At 72.1% G+C, this 15,844-nt stretch carries 13 protein-coding genes and 1 pseudogene; 7 read left to right on the forward strand and 7 right to left on the reverse strand.

The genetic code is table 11. The annotated features are described in order from the left end of the window. Positions 1–21: 21 nt before the first annotated feature. Positions 22–438 carry a Zn-ribbon domain-containing OB-fold protein gene (locus LE548_RS16720; RefSeq protein ID WP_225097644.1) on the reverse strand — a complete coding sequence of 139 codons (417 nt, stop codon included), beginning with the start codon at positions 436–438 and terminating at the stop codon, positions 22–24. Between the two features lie 161 nt (positions 439–599). Beyond that, a complete protein-coding gene (locus LE548_RS16725) occupies positions 600–1,343 on the reverse strand; it encodes a TetR family transcriptional regulator (RefSeq protein WP_225097645.1) in 744 nt (247 codons plus the stop codon). A 118-nt stretch (positions 1,344–1,461) separates the two neighbouring features. Here LE548_RS16725 and LE548_RS16730 point away from each other — a divergent pair. The 3 genes and pseudogenes from LE548_RS16730 to LE548_RS16740 all read left to right on the forward strand — a co-directional run. Next, positions 1,462–1,789 (forward strand): annotated as a pseudogene (locus LE548_RS16730) (NAD(P)-dependent oxidoreductase); the annotation flags it as partial. A 238-nt stretch (positions 1,790–2,027) separates the two neighbouring features. Continuing rightward, positions 2,028–2,882, forward strand: coding sequence for a hypothetical protein (locus tag LE548_RS16735; RefSeq protein WP_225097646.1), 855 nt, complete (start codon positions 2,028–2,030; stop codon positions 2,880–2,882). Positions 2,883–3,171: 289 nt separating this feature from the next. Next, a complete protein-coding gene (locus LE548_RS16740) occupies positions 3,172–3,891 on the forward strand; it encodes a peptidoglycan-binding protein (protein ID WP_225097647.1) in 720 nt (239 codons plus the stop codon). Between the two features lie 57 nt (positions 3,892–3,948). Here LE548_RS16740 and LE548_RS16745 read toward each other — a convergent pair whose 3' ends face one another. The 5 genes from LE548_RS16745 to LE548_RS16765 form a co-directional block, all read right to left on the reverse strand. Next, complete coding sequence (locus tag LE548_RS16745; protein ID WP_225097648.1) at positions 3,949–4,329, reverse strand: hypothetical protein; 381 nt, start codon at positions 4,327–4,329, stop codon at positions 3,949–3,951. A 406-nt stretch (positions 4,330–4,735) separates the two neighbouring features. Continuing rightward, positions 4,736–5,653, reverse strand: coding sequence for a MurR/RpiR family transcriptional regulator (locus LE548_RS16750; RefSeq protein WP_225097782.1), 918 nt, complete (start codon positions 5,651–5,653; stop codon positions 4,736–4,738). Positions 5,654–5,731: 78 nt separating this feature from the next. Further along, a complete protein-coding gene (locus LE548_RS16755) occupies positions 5,732–7,780 on the reverse strand; it encodes a phospholipid carrier-dependent glycosyltransferase (RefSeq protein WP_374116111.1) in 2,049 nt (682 codons plus the stop codon). A gap of 95 nt (positions 7,781–7,875) precedes the next feature. After that, positions 7,876–9,789, reverse strand: a complete 1,914-nt coding sequence (locus LE548_RS16760) for a phosphatase PAP2 family protein (protein ID WP_225097649.1) — start codon at positions 9,787–9,789, stop codon at positions 7,876–7,878. Between the two features lie 246 nt (positions 9,790–10,035). Further along, positions 10,036–10,935 (reverse strand): BadF/BadG/BcrA/BcrD ATPase family protein, encoded by a 900-nt coding sequence (locus LE548_RS16765; RefSeq protein WP_225097650.1) that lies wholly within the window; start codon positions 10,933–10,935, stop codon positions 10,036–10,038. A 217-nt stretch (positions 10,936–11,152) separates the two neighbouring features. Between LE548_RS16765 and LE548_RS16770 the strand changes: the two genes are divergently transcribed. From LE548_RS16770 to LE548_RS16785, 4 genes are all read left to right on the forward strand, one after another. Further along, positions 11,153–12,307 (forward strand): ROK family transcriptional regulator, encoded by a 1,155-nt coding sequence (locus LE548_RS16770; RefSeq protein ID WP_225097651.1) that lies wholly within the window; start codon positions 11,153–11,155, stop codon positions 12,305–12,307. Positions 12,308–12,583: 276 nt separating this feature from the next. Continuing rightward, complete coding sequence (locus LE548_RS16775) at positions 12,584–13,915, forward strand: extracellular solute-binding protein (protein WP_225097652.1); 1,332 nt, start codon at positions 12,584–12,586, stop codon at positions 13,913–13,915. A gap of 117 nt (positions 13,916–14,032) precedes the next feature. Next, on the forward strand, positions 14,033–14,944 hold the full coding sequence (locus tag LE548_RS16780; protein ID WP_225097653.1) for a carbohydrate ABC transporter permease: 912 nt from the start codon (positions 14,033–14,035) through the stop codon (positions 14,942–14,944). Beyond that, positions 14,941–15,843, forward strand: coding sequence for a carbohydrate ABC transporter permease (locus LE548_RS16785; RefSeq protein WP_225097654.1), 903 nt, complete (start codon positions 14,941–14,943; stop codon positions 15,841–15,843). Before LE548_RS16780 ends, LE548_RS16785 begins: the two co-directional genes overlap by 4 nt. Position 15,844: the final 1 nt, after the last annotated feature.

A 15,844-nucleotide genomic window follows, 5' to 3' on the forward strand; every position in this document is an offset into this window, starting at 1 on the left:
GCCCCGGCCCGCCCGGGTGGGTCAGGTCCAGGCCCGGTACGGCTCGTCGATCAGCTGGAAGACCGGCTCGCCCCGCACCGGGTCCTTGGCGGTGGACAGCCGGACCCGGTCACCGCTGTGGATGCCGATCGGCGGGCCCATGACCCGGCCCCGCAGGACGAACCCCTCGGCCATCTCGATCAGCGACACATTACGCGCGGCGGGCGTATTGCGGTGCAGCACGGTGGAGTGCCGCACCGTCCCGACGCCCTCGCTGCGCTCCGTGCGCAACTCGCTGCCCTGGCACACCGGACACAGCAGCCGGTGGTACATCGCGGTGCCGCACCAGGTGCAGCGCTGGAAGAGGATGGCGTCCTTGGAGTCCGCGGAGACGGGGTCGAGCAGACCCGTCGCGGCACCGGCTGCCGGATGCGAGGTGTTTGCTGAGTGGTGGTACACGCTGGTCAACTCCCTGCGCTCGGCCGGAATCCCGCGTGTCCGGCGCGCACCGGGCACACGTGTGCCCGGCAGCAGTGCCACCGTGCACGCCGAACAGACTATGGCACTCAGTGTCATGCGTAAAGACACTCCGTACCCTGAATCTGCGCGGACGAGCCGTCTCAGGCGGGCCCGCGTGCCGCCTCCAGCTCCTGTACCACCCGCCACAGCGGGGTGTCCCGGCGGCAGGCCAGCACCACCACGTCGTCCGGCTGACCCGCGGGTCCGCCGAACGGCCCCGGGCCGACGGGCGCGGGCGCAGCCGCCTCGGCGGGACGCCCGAACGCCTTCTGGACATACCCCAGCGCGTGATCCACCGCCGCCCCCGCGTCGCCCTCGCCGTCCGAGCGCAGCCAGGACCGCAGGCCGTTGTTGTGCGCGGCGACGACCGCGGCCGCGATCACGTCGGCCCGCAGCGTGCCGTCGGGCCGGCCGGCGAAGCGTCCGCGCAGATACTCGGCGAGCGCGCGCTCGTAGCGCCACACCACCGACAGCTCGTAGGCGCGCAGACCCGGCACCTGCCTGGTGAGGCGGTAGCGCTGCACGGAGAACGTCGGGTTCTCGGCGTACATCCGCAGCACCAGCCGGGCCGCATCGCACACCCGCCGCACCGGTTCGTGCTCCGCGCCGCCCGCCGCGAGGAACGCGGTCATGTCGGCCAGGCAGCGTTCGTGGTCGGGAAAGACCACGTCCTCCTTGGAGGGGAAGTAGCGGAAGAACGAACGCCGGCCGACTCCGGCCAGGGCCACGATGTCATCGACGGTGGTCTGCTCGTACCCGCGTTCCAGGAAGAGCCGGAAGGCCGCCGCGACCAGGGCCTCCCGCATCGGCGGCTTCGCGGTCGGCACCACGCTGCTGGAGCTCATGAACGGGAACGTAGCACCCGGAGGAGAGTCATGACACTCAGTGCAGGAGGAGCGGGCCAGCAAGGGAACTGAGTGCTGCGCGTACGCCTGCCGAACAGAGGAACGATCGAATGCACCCGCACCCCGGGTCGGCCGCCGCCGGGTCATCGCACTGCTGCGGCCCGTCGACCCGCACTTCCTGCTGCACGACCTCTACGCCGACTCCGCCGAGGCCTGCGTCCTCGGCGCGGAATGAGCCGGCCTGGACGAACTCGCCGCGCGCGGTGACGTGGTGACATCCAACGGCGCAACCCTCGTCAACTCCGCCCGCGGCTCCCTGGTGGACAGCGACGCCTTCACCGCACACCTGCTCACCGGCCGCCTGAACGCCGTCCTCGACGTCACCGAACCCGGCGTTCCGCCCGCCGGCTCTCACCCTGCCGAACGACCTGCTCACCCCGCACATCACAGCGCCGGCTCCCTCGGGAGGCGGCCGGCCTTCGAACCGGACGGCCGTCCCCGCCGGGAACACCGGCCCGGCCCCGTCCCACCCCGCCGGCACGGCGAGTGGCCCCGCTCTGCACCGCTCGTAGCCTGCGACGTAACCTTTCTCCACCGTGCCGGGACCGGCCCGCGTCGGCAGGCACCCTCTGCGGCGGCGGGGCACCGGCCGTTCCCACACCGGCCCGTCCGAGGAGCTCCCGCATGTCCGCAGCCCGCCCCCGTCTGCTCTACGTCACCGACCTGGCGTACCGGGCCCGTGGGCGCCGCTACTGCGACGAGGACATCTTCCTCACCTCCCGGCTGCGTGCCCGCTTCGACCTCGCCCTGTGCCACCCGCTGGACGCGGGCGCGCTGATGGACGGCTTCGACGCCGTGGTCGTCCGCAACAGCGGGCCCGTCCTCGGTTACCAGAGCGCCTACGACGCCTTCCGGGCACAGGCGCTCGCCACCGGCGCCCGGGTGTACAACCCGCTCACCGGCAAGGCAGACATGGCGGGCAAGCAGTATCTGCTCGACCTGAGCGCCGCCGGCTTCCCCGTCATACCCACGGTCGGCAGCGCCGAGGAGCTGCACCGGCTGCCGTCCGCCGAGCGGTACGTCGTCAAGCCGAAGCTCGGCGCGGACTCCGTCGGCCTGCGGATCGTGCCCGCCGGACAGGTCGCGGCAGCCGTCACGGCGGCCGGCGGCGAGGTGCTGATCCAGCCTTGCGTCGACTTCGTCCACGAGGTGTCCTTCTACTTCGTCGACGACGACTTCCAGTACGCCTTGTACGCGCCCGACCCGGAGCGCCGCTGGGAGCTGCGGCCTCACGCCGCGACCGCCGCCGATCTGGAGTTCGCCCGGCGCTTCATCGACTGGAACGACCTCGGCCACGGCATCCAGCGGGTGGACGCCTGCCGCACCCGCGACGGCGGCCTGTTGCTGGTCGAACTGGAGGACCTGAACCCCTATCTGTCCCTGGAGGCGCTGGCGGAGGAGGCCAGGGACGCCTTCGTCACCGCGTTCACGGCGTCCCTGAGCCGCTTCGCGCAAGGCGCCGCCCTCAACCCGGCCTGACCGTCACCCGCGGGTCGTCCCCGCCGGGCCCGTGAGGTCGCCGAAGGTCGGTGTCAGCGTGGATCCGGTGGCCGCCGAGGCGAGTGTGCCCGGCGCGGACGTCACCGCGGCGATCGCCCGCCTCCAGGTCACGGTGAGCCACTGCGCCTGGCCGCCGTGCCCGCCGATGTGCGCCCACCTCGCCCGGGTGAGCGTCGGCCGTGGAGGTGCGGGCCCGGATCGGGCCCGGCGGTCTGAACGGGGCCGCAGTCCCGGCCGTATCAGTGCTCGGGGACGGAAGGAGAGCCTGGTGTCGACACCGCCCGATCCTGAACGCCCGCATCACGGACCGGTCCTGGAACCCGTACGGGTGCTGCGGCCCCGTCGCTTCGACGCCCTTGCCGAGCTGATGCGGGAGATCCGGCCGGACCCGGTGGCGTACGAGCCCGTCACCACGGAGCCCGGACCGCGCCCGGCACCGGAGCGAACGGCGCACACCACCGAGGAGGACACACAGGAGCTCCCACCCGTGCCGCCGGCCGGCTCCACCCCGGGCGTCCCGCGCCGCGCCCCCGGTCTGCGCCGGGCCGTCCTCGCCGGGGCCATCGCGGTGGCCGCGCTTGTCGGCTTCGGCTGCGCGATGCTGCTGTCCGACGGCCAGAAGTCCTCCGCGGCCACGCCTGCGGCCCCGCCCGCGACGACCGCACCGCCCGCGACGACCGCACCACCCGCGACCACGCCGGCTCCCACCGCCTCCGCCGCGCCCACCGCCGCCACCGACCCCGACGGCCCCGGCACCCTCCGCCAGGGCGACACCGGCCCCGAGGTCACCGAACTGCAGCAACGCCTGCTGCGCATCCCGGACGTCTACCGCGACGGCTCCACGAACGGCACCTACGACGCCACGCTCACGGCGGCCGTGGCCCGGTTCCAGCTCTGGTACGGCATCAGGGGCGACGAGACCGGCGTCTACGGCAACGACACGCGCCGCGCGCTGGAATCGCGGACGACCCTCGGCGACGGTTTCTGACACCGGGCGGAAGCGGACCGGGGCAAGGGCGAAGCGGACGGCCCGCCGCGGCGGGCGTCAGCGGCCCGGGCCGCGGACCGCCAGGGCCTCGCTGACCGCGCGCACGCTGCGGGCGATGTGCTGGAGCTGCATGACCTCGGCGGCGTACATCTTGATCGTGTGCTCGATGACCGACTCGGGCAGTCCCAGCATCGGCAGTTCGGTGCGCGCGGTCTGCAGGGCGGTGCGGGCCACGCGGACCTCCTGCTGGACCTGGATCTGGGCGTGCCGGGCGAGCAGTACGGGGTGCCGGATGAGCGCCGGGTAGCTGGCGTACCGCGCGGGGATCAGCTCCCGCAGCCATCTGGCGGCCGAGCGCTCCCAGTCGTACGAGCCCGGCGTCTTGACCTGACAGGGCCAGTCGGGACTGATGCGCGTGCTGGTCAAGGGCATGATCATCGCTTCCGGTGTGCGGCGTCGTGAGGGTGTCGACGGGTGCGGGGCGGCCCCGGTCTAGGGGATGGCCGGGGCCGCCACGGGCGCGTCGCGCAGACGGCGCGCCCCGGAACACCCCGGGCACCGACGTGGGTAGGGAACGGCGGCTGAGGGTGTCCGTACAGGGGCCCCGGGTACGCGAAACCGGCGCTGCGGGGCGGGGTGCGTGCGCATGGCTGGTCCGTCGGCTTTCTCGGGGCTGTGGTGCGAGCAGTATTTATATATGCCGTCCCGTTTGCAAGCCGTATGAAAACATTCATGCGCGCTTTGTGTCGGATGATCCCTGTCCGGGGGAGAGGAGGTGCAGGATCTTCACGGGTGCCCGGCGTGCGGACGCGGACCGCCGTGGCGTCGGTCCGTCGTGGACAGGTCAGTCCTTCATGAAGAACTGGTGCTGCTCGGAGAGCTGCTCGTACTTCTCCAGCCGGGCCTGGGTGCGCTCGGGGTCGGCGTCCGTCATGGCCTGCAGCAGCGCGGCCGCCAGCACACCGGGCGCGGCGTAGGAGTCGAACACCATCCGGGAGCCGGTCCCGGTGGCGAAGGTGATGTCGGCCTCGTCGGCCAGCGGCCCGAGCGCGAGGTCGGTGACGAGGGCGACCTTCAGGCCGGCGCCGCGGGCCACCTGGACGGCGTGCAGGGTCTCCTGGGAGTGCCGGGGCATGGCGAAGGCGAGCACCCAGGTGCCGCCGGCCTCGCGGGACTGCAGCAGCGCGTCGTAGGCCACGCTGCCGCCCCGGGTGACCAGCCGTACGTCGGGGTGGATCCGGCGGGCCGCGTAGCCGAAGTACTCGGCGAGGGACACGGAGATGCGCAGGCCCAGCACGGTCAGCGGGGTCGAGCGGGACAGTGCGCGGCCGACCTGGATGATCCGGTCGGGGTCGGCGAAGTCGCGCCGCAGGTTCTCCAGGTTCTCGATCTCGGCGTCGACGGCCGCCTGGAGCTCGTTGGCCCGGTTCTCCTCGCCGGGTCCGCCCGCGAGGGTGCTCAGGGCGATCGACTGGAGCTTCTCGCGCAGCGCGGGATAGCCGCTGAAGCCGACGGCGGCGGCGAAGCGGGTGACGGAGGGCTGGCTCACCCCGACCCGGTCGGCGAGCTCGGTGATCGACAGGAACGCAGCCTCGGTGATGTGCTCGATCAGGTACTGGGCGATGCGCCGCTGACCCGGTGACAGACGCGGCCCGTCGAACAGTTCCCGGAGGCGGGAGGTCGGGGCGGGCTCGGCTTCGGGCACGGTCTTGCCCGAGGTGATCGCTGACGCCTGCGCGCGTGCCTGCTGGGGCGAGGACACCCGGTCGCCTCCTTTGTCTGCCACGACCACTCAACATAGCTCACCGGCCGTTGTGACCAGCAGGTTGAGCGTACGTGCTCATCGGCGATAGAGGCTGATCGAATGACCGACGTCGCCGACCGGATGACTGGAAGCGATCAGTTCAGCCAGCTTCCCGCGCGCCTTGGCGACCGCCGAGTCCGACACCACCAGCAGGCCGTGCACCCGGTCGGCCGGGACGTCGCGCGGATCGGCGGCGCGGATGCCGTAGTACGACGGCACACCGCTGCCCTTGTACACCAGCCACACCCGCTCGCCCGGAGGTTCCCGCCGGAGCCGGTCGGCGAGCCGGCCCAGGTCCTGACCCCAGTCCACGTTGGAGTCGTGCAGCAGCCGGTGCGTCTGCGCGGGCCCGCCGAACGCCTCGTTGGCGTACGGCAGGTAGTACGGGAAGGTCCGCAGCGAACTCACCGCCGTCCACAGCACCAGCGCGGCCGTCACGGCGGCCGTCCGGCGCCGGCCGGGCCACGGTGCGCCGGCCGGTACACAGGCCGCCGTCACCGCGAGGAACACCGGCACGAACAGCGCGTACCGCGTCCCGAAGTCCCGCGCGCCGGTCATCGCCGCCGCGAGCAGGACGCCGGGCGGCAGCAGCAGATACGGTGCCGCGGGCCGCAGCCGCCGTACCGCGACGAGGGCCACGGCACCGGCCGCACCGAGGGCCAGCAGGCCGAGCGGTGTCTTCACCAGCAGGGCCGCGGGCAGGTAGTACCAGCGCGAGCCGGTGTAGAGGTGCCCGAACAGATAGCCCTGCCACGGTTGGTCCTCGAACGCGAACTGCACCCGCATCCCGGCCCGGTACGCGGGCGGCAGCGGCAGCAGAGCGACCAGCCGGCCGCGCAGACCGTGCAGGGGCGGGACCGGTTCGGCGGGCGAGAACCGCAGCCGCGGATCGACCGCCAGATACGAGACCCAGACGACGCCGACGGCCACCAGCCCCATGACGCCCGCACCCCCGGCCGCCCCCGACACCCTCCGCCACCGCCCGCCCGCCGTTCCAGCGCGGGGGGCCAGGTCCCGGCGCCGCCCGTCCCGGGCCGGCCCGACGTGGGCGGACTCGTCCGTTCGCCGACGGCTGCCGGCCGGGCCCACGGGGGTGGACAGGGCCTCGTACCGACGGCCGCCGGCCATCCCCGCGAGCAGGGACAGGACCGTGCGCCGACGGCCACCGACCGGACCGACAAGAGCGGACAGGGCCCTTCGCCGACGGCCACCGGCCGGACCGGCGAGGGTGGACGGGACCGTACGCCGGAGAGTGTCATCCTCCCGGCCGCCGCGCGTGAACCGCCGGCCCGTGCCCGTGCCCGTGCCTGTGCCGGAGTCCGTGCCGTCCACCGGCGTTGCCGCCCGATCCCGCCCCGCCGCCAGGACCGACACCACCGCCAGCCCCATCAGCACCGGCACCGCCGGCAACGTGCTCATCTTGGTCGCCACGGCCGCCCCCAGTGCCGCCCCGGCGAGCGGCAGATACAGCGCGGGGCGCCGGCGCGCCCACCACACCAGCCAGGCCGAGGTCAGCACGAAGCCGGCCGCCGGCATGTCCAGCGTGGCCAGTGAACCGTGGGCGATCAGATCGGGGGAGAAGGCGTACAGGGCGAGGGCCACCAGGCCACCGGCCGTACCCGTCAGCTCGCGGGCGAACGCGAAGGCGACCAGCCCGCACAGCAGCGTCAGCGCGATCACCGGCAGTCGCGCCCACAGCATCAGCCGCCACGGGTCGTTGCCCGACTCGTACAGCAGATGCCGGCCCACGTCTCCTTGCGTGCCGGGATACGACGGGTCGTAGTGCGGGCCGGCCACCGCCACCCCGGCCTCGATCAGCAGCTTGCCGAGCGGCGGGTGCTCGGGGTTGTAGCGGATCCGGTGCTCGTGCAGATAGTCGGTGGCCGTCGCGACGTACACCGGTTCGTCGATCGTCGGGGTCTGCCGGACGGCCGTCGTCACCATCGCCGCGGCCATCTGGGCCAGCAGCATCGCCACGAGGAGCGGGACCAGCCACCGCCGGTGCCGGCGCACCCGGGCGTACGGGCGGGCCGGCGCCCGCGCAGGTGCCGTTCGGCTGAGGACCAGGTGCTGTGCGCGCGCCATCATCCGCCCCGCGGTGGCACCGGCCGTACGGCGGCGGGGGAGTGCGTGGGCCGGATCATGGCCCTACTGTCGCACCGCTCCCGCCGCCGGGGGTGTCATCGCTGCACGAGTCGTACCGACAGACCTTCTGCCGTGTACACGGGTACGGCCCGCAGCCGCTCGGAGTTCACCTCGATCCGGGCGAACCGGCCGCGCAGCCGGGGCACGTCGAGGACCGGCAGCGTGCTGCCCGCGGCCGGCGGCCGCTCGGTGTCGAGGCGCAGCGACAGGACGGACGATCCGCCCAGCACCGCGAGGTGACGGACCGTCAGCGGGGCCTTGCGGCCCGCGCGCAGGGTGACCTCCAGCGTGCCCGCGTCCTGCGCGTAGGCGCCGCGCACCCGCAGCCGCAGCCGCCCGTCGATGCGCAGCGTGCCGTCCTTCACCCGCACGTCCCCGTGGCCGAGGGCGTCCTCGCCGCCGGCGACCAGCGTGCCCTGGGCCAGCACGGTCCCGCCCGTGTACCGGTTGCGGCCGGTCAGGGTGAGTGTGCCGGTGCCGCGCTTGGTCAGAGCGCCGCAGCCGTCGATGTCGTGGCGCCAGGCGTCGGCCGCCGAGAAGCCGCCCGCCGCCGCGTCCAGCGTGACCGTGACGTCCGTGTCGAAGGCGCCGTAACCGTCCGCCGCGGCGAACAGGTTCAGCCGGCCCCACTGCTCGAAACCGTCGAGCAGCACATAGCCGGAGGGCAGGGCGGTGGTGCGCAGCACCTCGCGGCGCTGGTCCGCGCTCAGATACGGCAGCCGGGTCTCCAGCAGCACCTCGGCGCCCTTCGGCACGGTCAGCGGTACGTCGCGGCCCTGCCGGGTGAGGACGTACGTCAGCCGGGGCCGGACCGCGCGCTCGTTGACGTCCCGGTCGGCGTACGGGTCGGCGCCGCTGTGCGCGTAGGCGTACAGCGTGTCGGCAGTGGTACCGGTCTGCGCGGTGAAGTAGGCAAGGGCCTGGGCGCGGGCGGCGGCCTTCAGCTGGGCGTTCGCCGGGTCGGCGAGGGTGGCCGCGGCGAGCGCGGTGGCCATGATCCGGCCGCCCATGACGTCCACGGGGTGGTGCATGCCGGCCACGATCCGGGTGTGGCCCAGCTCGAAGGCGCGCGTCACCAGCTCCTGGAAGCGCTCCGGCACGGCGTACGCGTAGGCCAGCGCGGCCAGATGGAACGCGTTGGTGTGACCGCTCGGGAAGCCGCCGTCGTCGGCCGGGGAAGTACCGCGCTGGCGCAGCAGCTGCGGGGCGACGGCCACGGGGGAGTCGTAGACCGGATACCCGAACGCGTCGGTCTTCCCGGTGTCGACGACCTCGCTGTCCTCGTTCAGCCGCCAGGGACGCGGGTACAGGTAGGCGTACTTGGACGGGTTGCCGGAGGCGTAGGGGCCGCGCAGGGTGTCGACGAGTTCGGCGACCTTGCCGAGCGCGGAGTCGTGGGCGCCCGCGCCGAGCGCCGAGCCGGCCGGGGCGTTCGCGGGCACGGTGTCGCTGACGGTGGTCGCCGGGGTGCCGTCGGGGGCGCCGGTGATCGAGGTGACGGCCTTGGCGCCCGCCTTGTACAGGTCGCTCAGCGGGCCGAGGCCGGCGATCATCGCGTAACTCTGGTGCTGGCGGTCGTAGACGAAGGCTTCCTTGGCCTGGGCGTCGGTGCGCTCGGCCGTGATCGTCGCGCAGTAGCGCAGGTCGGCGCGGAGGATCTCGGGGCGCAGCGGGGTGCCGGTGTTCCAGGCGGAGCCGGTCTTCCACACCTGGGCGAAGCCGCCGAGGGCCCGGACCACGGCGTTGGTCTCGGGCGTCAGGTTGGCGGCGACGTTGGTCTTGTAGTCGTCCACGAACGCGGCCGGCGCCGTCGCGGCCTTGGCGTCGGCCGCCGGCAGCCAGACGGCGACGGCCGGGGCGGCGAGCACCCCCGCCGACGCGGCCAGCGTGGTCGTGAGGAAGCCGCGCCGGTTCAGCGCGGAGGAGGGATGCCCGGCGGGTGACGGCATGCCTGTGCCTCTCAGGGACGGGCCACGGGAAAGCCCGGCGCACTGTGCCGAGTTGTGTGATCCCGTGGAGAAGAAAGGGGAAGAAGTTGAACGGATGAATATTTAGGGCGAGGGTGTGACCCGCTGGGGAGACCCGGGTGATCTCCGGCTGTTCGGCAGGTGAACGCGGGGAGTCCGGCGCACAGAAACCAACAGCCGGTGCAGGGATGTGTCACAACGGCAGCCGGGTGCACGGGAGTTGGTGCGTCACAGCAGCGCACGCGCGAGCGCCACGGCCCCCTCCACCGGCGGCACCCGCAGCGGCCGGGGCCGGGCCGACGGCAGGGACGCGGCGAGCGCGCCGGCGAAGGCGTCGTACAGCGGTGGCTGGGCGAGGATCGTGCTGCCCGCGACCACCACGTCGTCGACCGCCGCGCCCCGCCGTTCCAGCAGGACGATCAGCGCGGCCAGGCCGCGACCCCCGGCGGCGATCACCTCCCGGGCGAGCACGGAGCCCGCCTCGGCGGCGGAGAAGACGGCCGGGGCGGCCCGGCCCCACGCGGCGGACGGGTCGGGGGCGCTCTCCAGCGCCGCGCCCAGCGCGGGCACTTCGGGCACGCCGAACGCGTCGAGGAGCGCCGCCGCCAGCGCGTCGGGTGCCTCGCCCCGGTCGTGGGCGGCCCAGCAGGCGCGCACCGCCTCGCGGACCAGCCCGGCCGCGCCGCCCTCGTCGCCGAGGACCGCGCCCCAGCCGCCGACCTGCACCGGCGTACCGTCGGCGCGGCGGCCCACGGCCACCGAGCCGGTGCCGGCGACCAGACCGGCGCCCTTGTCCAGGGCGGCGGCGGGGACGAGGAGTTCGGCGTCGCCCACGACCAGTGCGGGCGCGTCGAAGTGCAGATGCAGGGCGGTGCGGATCTGTTCGCACTGGCGCGGGGTCTCGCAGGCGTGGCCGCCCACCGCCAGCGCCGACGGGCGCAGACCGGCCGGCAGGGCCTCGGCGGTCAGCCGGGCCAGCCAGCCGGCGGCGGCGACCGGATCGTGCGGCCGCCAGCCGCTGCTCGAACGGACGTGGTCGGCGACCGGGGTGTGGCCGGCCAGGGCGCGCAGATGCGTCTTGGTGCCGCCCACGTCGATGCCGACCAGGACGGGCGTGGAGTCCTGCACGGGACCTCTTTCGTCGTGTGCGCTGTCGTTGTTTCGTGCGCGTGATGCTGCGACGGCGGGCGAACCGTGCCTGGATGAAGCGGGGGCGGAGCGGTCGGGAAGCCCCGGGACGGGCCTCTGGCGGAGTACGGCAGGCGAGTACCGTGAAGTTCGTTAGGAAATTAACTAACGAAGTACAGTGCGTCAAGAGTCCTCGCGACGACCTAGTGGGAGAACCGTGGAACACGACGTGGTGGCTGCGCCCCGGCTGACCGAGAGCGCGAGCGCGGTCTTCGCCGTGCTCGCCGAGGCGGGCAGCGCGACCCGGCCGCAACTGGCGAGCCTGGCCCGCCTGTCCAAACCGACGGTGTCCTCCGCCGTCGCGGAGCTGGAGAGCGCCGGGCTCGCCGCTCACTCCGGCACCGCCTCCAGCGGCACCGGCCGCACCGCCGCCGTCTACCGGCTCGGGCCGGAGGCCGGCGCGGTCCTGGCCGTCGATCTCGGCCCGGACCTCACCCGGGTCCGGGGCTGCGCCCTGGACGGCACGCTGCTCGCGGAGGCCACCGGCTCCCGGGCCGGGGCCGCGGACGCGGTGACCGAAGCCCTCGACGCGCTGCCCGCCACGGCCCCGCTGCGGGCCATCGTCGTCGCGATCGGCGACGTCAGCGCACCGGCCACGGAGAGCTCCGGAGAGCGTCCGGCGACCGCCAAGGCGGGCCCGGTCTTCGACGCCGTGGCCGTCGCGCTGCCCCCGGGCGTGCCGGTCCACCTGGAGAACAACGTCAACTGCGCCGCCCTCGCCGAGCTGCACGAGGGTGCCGCCCGGGGTCGGGGCACCTTCGGCTATCTGCGGGTCGGTGTGGGCGTCGGCCTCGGCATCGTCGTCGGCGGCCAGGTGCTGCGCGGGGCGAACGGCGCGGCCGGCGAGCTGGCCCGGCTGCCCTACCCCTGGGACGAGGGCCGCGAGCCGCGCCTGGAGGCCCTGGAGGAGTACATGGGCGCGCACTCCCTGCTGCGCCGCGCCGCCGAGGCCTGGCGGGACGCACCGGACGCGAACGGGCCGTGCCCGAAGACCACCGAGCGTCTGTTCGCGCTGGCCGGCGGAGGGCAGGGACCGGCCCGTGCCGTGGTCGACGCCCACGCCGCCGACGTGGGCCGGCTGGCCGCCGCCGTGGCCGCCGTACTGGACCCGGGGCTGATCGTGCTCGGTGGCAGCACCGGCGCGGACCCGCAGCTCCTGCCCGGGGTGCGGGCCGAGCTGGCCCGGCTGAGCTGGCCCACCGAGGTGGTCAGCAGCACGGTCGGCGATCTCGGCACCGTGGTGGGCGCGGCCCGGCTCGCGGTGGCCCGAGGTGTCCGAACCGTGACCGAGCCCGCGCGATGGAGGCATTGACGGCTTCCGGCTCGCTCTGTCAATGTCCGGACAAGCGCTTTCTAAGTCGGCCGGGAACGCCGACTCCGGGTGAGCCTCCCGCCGGTACGCGAAGTACGGCAGCCGCACGAGGGCGTGCTTGTGCGACGACGGCCCTCATGGCCGGGGACCTCACCCGCTCAAGGCGGCGAGGCCGGGCGAGGCCGCGCCCCCGGAAAGCGAAATTTCCTGCAAAATGCACCCGTGCCGCCTCGGTCGGCGCCGTGCTCCGTCCCCTACGACGAAAAGGGATCGAAGATGACCAGTGTGGGTGTGCGGCGCTCCCGCCGACTCGGCCGCCGCGGCATACGCCGGATGGTTCCCCTCGCTGCCGCTGCCGCGGCAGGTGCCCTTCTGCTCTCCGCCTGCGGCGGGTCGGGGTCCGGCTCGGGCGGGAACTCCAAGTCGCTGACGTTCTGGATCTCCACGGTCCCGGGGCAGGACGCGGGCTGGAAGAAGCTGGTGGCGCAGTACAAGCAGGAAGCCGGCGTCGACGTCAAGCTCGTCAACATCCCCTACGACGGCTACCCGACGAAGCTGCACAACGCCGCGCAGGCGAACGCTCTGCCCGACGTGGCGGACGTGCCCGCGCTGGACCCGATCTGGTCGAACAAGCTGATCGACCTCAGCTCCATCGCCAACGACAAGAGCAACAACATCAACGGCAACTTCCTCGCCAAGGACTCGTCCGGGAAGGTGCTGTCCATCCCCTCGGACGTCACCGCGTCCGGCCTGTACATCAACGAGACGCTGTTCAAGAAGGCCGGCGTCTCCTTCCCGACCTCGCCCCAGAAGACCTGGACCTGGACCGACTTCATCAAGGCGGCGAACCAGGTCCGGGAGAAGACCGGCGCCAAGTACTCCCTGACGTTCGACCAGTCGCCGTCCCGGCTCCGCGCCATGGTGTACGAGATGGGCGGGCAGTATGTCCACGCGGACTCCTCCGGCACGTTCTCGGTGGACGCCGCGACCAAGAAGGCCGTGAACTTCTTCGTCGGACTGAACGACGACAAGACCATGCCGAAGTCGGTGTGGACCAGCGGCGCCGACCCGTCGGCCATGTTCCAGAGCGGTGACGTGGTCGCCTACTGGTCCGGCGTGTGGCAGGTTCCCGCCTTCGCGGAGAGCATCAAGAAGTTCGACTGGGCGAGCGTCCCCACGCCCGCCGAGCCGGTCCAGGCGAGCGACGTCAACAGCGGCGGCATGATGGTCGGCTTCAACAACAACGGCGCCGCGGCCACCGCCGCGCAGAAGTTCCTGGCCTGGGTGTACGCGCCCAAGCAGTACACCGAGCTGGTCGAGACCTCCGGGTTCCTCCCGGTCGAGAGCGGCCTGAACCCGAAGTACCCCTTCACCTCCGAGGCGGCGCAGGCGGCGTTCAAGCTGTACAACCAGGAGATCCCGCTCTACGCCCCGATCTCCGGGTACTTCAACAACGCGCAGACGAACTGGGTGCTGAAGGGCAAGAGCCTCACCACCGACCCGACCAAGACGGAGCTCGGCAAGGCGGTCAACGGCCAGCAGTCGGCCGACAAGGCCCTGGAGAACATCGTGGCCGGCTACAACCAGCAGGTCGGCGGCGGATCGTAGACCACAGGGCCGGGCGGCGGGGTCGAGACACTGCCGCCCGGCCCTGTTCGCCCACGTGACGCCGGGCTCATGGCGTGAGCCCACAGGAACCCATTCCACCAGCACGGAGTCAGGAAGATGACAAAACGCGCCTCGGACGTGTCCGTGAGCTCGCCCAGGAGACGCAGCCGCTACACCCTCGCGCCGCTCGTCCTCATCGCGGCCAATGTCGTGCTCTTCGCGCTGTTCTTCGTCTGGCCGGCGGTGATCGGGCTCGTCTACTCCTTCACGAACTACACAGGCGTGGGCGCGTTCCAGTTCATCGGACTGGACAACTACAGCAATCTGTTCGGGGACTCCTCCTTCTACGACGCGCTGACCCGGACGCTGCTGTACACCGTCCTCTTCGTTCCGCTGAACTTCGCGCTCTCGCTGCTCATCGCCAACGTGCTGGTGAGCAAGCACGCCAAGGGCACGTCGGTCGCCCGTGTCGTCTTCTTCATCCCGTGGCTGCTGTCGCCCATCGTCGTGGGCGTCCTGTGGCGGTGGCTGTTCGGCGAGAACTTCGGACTGGTCAACTACGTCGTCGAGAAGCTCGGCGGGCACGCGATTCCGTGGCAGTCGAACGCGGACCTGTCGCTGCTGGTGGTGGTGATGGCGGCATCCTGGGCCTGGACGGGCTTCTCGATGCTGCTGTTCATCGCGGCGATCAAGAACGTACCGGTGTCGTACTACGAGGCGGCCGCGCTCGACGGCGCCGGTCCGTGGCGCCAGTTCATCAGCATCACGCTGCCGAGCATCGCGCCCACCTCGTTCATCGTCATCCTGCTCAACACGATCAACGCGATGAAGGAATACCCGCTGTTCGTCTCCCTCAACAACGGCGGACCCGGAACGTCGAACAACCTGCTTGTCCAGTACATCTATCAGACCGGCTTCCAACGGGGCCAGATCGGCTACGCGAGCGCCGCGTCATTCGTGCTCATGCTCATCCTGATGGCCGTCGCGATCATCCAGCTGATCGTCAACCGGCGGGTGGAGAACCGATGACAACCACAGACATGGCACGCCCGGTCGACGCCGATCCCGGACGGGCCGACTCCAAGAAGCGGCCCCGCAGCGAGGGCGGCGGTGGGCTCCGGCGGGCGATACCCGCGACGACACTCCTGTGGCTCCTGGCGTGCCTCTACGGGCTGCCGGTGCTGTGGTTCATCCTCAGCTCCCTCAAACCGGCCGGGGACTTGTTCTCCTATCCGCTGACGCTGGTTCCGCACCACCCCACCCTGTCGGGTTACCTGACGGCGTGGCGCAGCGCCAACTTCTCCCAGTACTTCATCAACACGACCCTCGTGTGCGTGATCACGACGGTCCTCACGGTGGCAGCCAGCTGCTGCACCGGGTACGCGCTGGCCAAGTACGACAACAAGTGGCTCAAGGCGTTCTTCATCTGCATCCTGGCCACCACGATGCTGCCGGGCGAGGTCATGCTCGCCCCGGAGTTCCTGGTGGTCCGCAACCTCGGCCTCTACAACTCGTTCACCGGCATCATCCTCCCGGCCGTGCTCACCGCGACCGGATGCTTCATGTTCCGCCAGTTCTTCCTGACGGTCCCCGACGAACTCGTGGAAGCCGCACGCATCGACGGCGCCCGCGAACTGTCGATCTTCCTGCGGATCATGGTGCCGCTCTCCCGGCCCATCATGCTGACCCTCGCCATCCTGTCCTTCCAGTGGCGCTGGAACGACTACATCTGGCCGCTGCTGATGCTCAACGACCCCAGCAAGTTCACCGTGCAGATCGGCATCCAGAGCATCGTCGGCGCGCAGAACATCAACTGGTCGGTCCTGCTCGGCGCATCGGTCATCTCCATGATCCCGCTGATCGTCATCTTCCTGGTCTTCCAGCGCTACGTCATGGGCGCCGACATCAATGCCGGACTGAAGGACTGAC

Source organism: Streptomyces sp. CoH27 (genome assembly GCF_020181035.1).
In the GTDB taxonomy this organism is placed as follows: Bacteria; Actinomycetota; Actinomycetes; order Streptomycetales; family Streptomycetaceae; genus Streptomyces; species Streptomyces camelliae.

Bases quoted from the DNA above. Each gene is read 5' to 3' on its own strand.
- LE548_RS16725 (WP_225097645.1), bottom strand. From the start codon at position 1,343: ATGAGCTCCAGCAGCGTGGTGCCGACCGCGAAGCCGCCGATGCGGGAG.
- LE548_RS16755 (WP_374116111.1), bottom strand. From the start codon at position 7,780: ATGGCGCGCGCACAGCACCTGGTCCTCAGCCGAACGGCACCTGCGCGG.
- LE548_RS16760 (WP_225097649.1), bottom strand. From the start codon at position 9,789: ATGCCGTCACCCGCCGGGCATCCCTCCTCCGCGCTGAACCGGCGCGGC.
- LE548_RS16775 (WP_225097652.1), top strand. From the start codon at position 12,584: ATGACCAGTGTGGGTGTGCGGCGCTCCCGCCGACTCGGCCGCCGCGGC.
- LE548_RS16780 (WP_225097653.1), top strand. From the start codon at position 14,033: ATGACAAAACGCGCCTCGGACGTGTCCGTGAGCTCGCCCAGGAGACGC.
- LE548_RS16735 (WP_225097646.1), top strand. From the start codon at position 2,028: ATGTCCGCAGCCCGCCCCCGTCTGCTCTACGTCACCGACCTGGCGTAC.
- LE548_RS16745 (WP_225097648.1), bottom strand. From the start codon at position 4,329: ATGATCATGCCCTTGACCAGCACGCGCATCAGTCCCGACTGGCCCTGT.
- LE548_RS16785 (WP_225097654.1), top strand. From the start codon at position 14,941: ATGACAACCACAGACATGGCACGCCCGGTCGACGCCGATCCCGGACGG.